Genomic DNA, 1,646 nt, shown 5'->3' on the forward strand with positions numbered 1-1,646 from the left:
TCTTTATTTTTCCTGATTCAGTAGACACCGGAAAAATCAACCTGAAATTTGTGGACGCCGTCTCAATATGTTCCCGAATTGTAGACAGTCATAAAATTCAGACTTCGTGCATTCTGGTGAAATACTGTTCATGAAATCTTCTTTCGGAGGTACTTATGAATAAAACTCTTTTTACCCAGGAGCAAATCGATGCCCTCAGGGCAAATCCTTACACTTCTTATGTTTCTTCCAAATCGATCCGCTTCACCCAGAAATTCCGCAGCGATTTCTGGGATCACTATTCTCAGGGTGAAAGCCCGTCTGAAATATTCCGCTTGCTTGGATACGATCCTCTGGTTCTTGGCGACAGTCGAATCGGCAACTTCACTCACAAACTCTCCAAAGAACAGGATCGTCTGCTGCGAATGACTCCTGCCGAGGAAAACGAGAGTCTCAGACATCGCGTTGAAGCTCTTGAATTCCAGGCGGATGTTCTAAAAAAAGCTTTAGAGATGGCCAATTCTCAAAAACGGAGGAAATCTTAATGACAAAAACTTCTGCCATTTTTGAACTGATTCTACAGGCCTCTCAGAAATCTGATTCTCTCTCCATTGCCGAACTCTGCCGCCTCTACGGCGTCAGCCGCTCCGGTTATTACCGATGGCTCGCTGCCCGCCCTGAACGTGAACTCAAGGAAGCATCCGACAGAAGAGACTTCGATCTCATTCTGGCCGCTTACACCGCCCATCACCGCCATAAAGGAGCCCGGTCGATTCAGATGGTTCTTCTGCATCAGAATCCGCCAGTTGAAATGAATCTGAAAAAGATCAGACGCCTGATGCATAAGTTCAATCTCGTCTGTCCGGTCCGCCAGGCTAATCCTTACAGAAGAATGGCCAAAGCCCTGAGAACTTCAAATGTGGCAAAGAATCTGGTTAAACGGCAGTTTGAAGCATATGGACCGAGAAGAATCCTTCTGACAGATATCACTTATATTCCCTATGACGGAAAATTCGCTTATCTGTCGACGATTCTGGATGCCTATACCAAGCAGATTCTTGCCTGGCAGGTCAGCAGCAGTCTTGAAGTTGACTTTGTCCTGGCTACGGTTCGTCAGCTGCTTGAAAAACATGGAGATGAACTGTATTCGGATACTCTGATTCATTCTGATCAGGGATGCCACTACACTTCTCACAGTTATCAGGATCTTCTCAGGGACAGAAAACTCAGGAAGTCCATGTCCCGTAAAGGAAACTGCTGGGACAACGCCTGTCAGGAAATTTTCTTTGGTCACATGAAAGACGAAATCAAAGACAAGCTGGCAGGCTGCCATAGTTTTGATGAGATCCGCAGTCTTCTTGATGAACAGATCAATTACTGCAATCAGAATCGTTATCAGTGGAAACTCGCCAAGCTTTCACCGAATGAATTCTATGAATACTGGAAAAGCGGTGATTACCCACTTAAAGGGGTTCATGTTCCTGAATGTGCTCTGATGTCTGATCAGACCAAGCCAGGAATTTCAGCCTGTAAAACCTGAATCAGTGGGGGAATTACCTGCTCATCACTCGCGATCCATCGTCGCATTCAGACCCAGAACCCGCCAAGGGCCGCTTCGCTTTTCCCCTTGGCAGAACCTGTTTCTGAATGCACTCTGTCATCTGCGA

At 46.2% G+C, this 1,646-nt stretch carries 2 protein-coding genes; both read left to right on the forward strand.

Annotation, left to right across the window (positions count from 1 at the left end; translation table 11 throughout):
• Positions 1-155: 155 nt before the first annotated feature.
• A complete protein-coding gene (locus BO222_RS00450; protein ID WP_075817400.1) occupies positions 156-524 on the forward strand; it encodes an HTH domain-containing protein in 369 nt (122 codons plus the stop codon).
• On the forward strand, positions 524-1,519 hold the full coding sequence (locus BO222_RS13405) for an IS3 family transposase (RefSeq protein WP_075817402.1): 996 nt from the start codon (positions 524-526) through the stop codon (positions 1,517-1,519). Before BO222_RS00450 ends, BO222_RS13405 begins: the two co-directional genes overlap by 1 nt.
• The last annotated feature ends 127 nt before the right edge of the window (positions 1,520-1,646 follow it).

Source organism: Ileibacterium valens (assembly GCF_001945525.1).
Taxonomy (GTDB): Bacteria; Bacillota_I; Bacilli_A; order Erysipelotrichales; family Erysipelotrichaceae; genus Ileibacterium; species Ileibacterium valens.

Excerpts from the sequence above, each read along its gene's own strand:
- BO222_RS00450 (WP_075817400.1), top strand. The coding sequence starts at position 156 with ATGAATAAAACTCTTTTTACCCAGGAGCAAATCGATGCCCTCAGGGCA.
- BO222_RS13405 (WP_075817402.1), top strand. The coding sequence starts at position 524 with ATGACAAAAACTTCTGCCATTTTTGAACTGATTCTACAGGCCTCTCAG.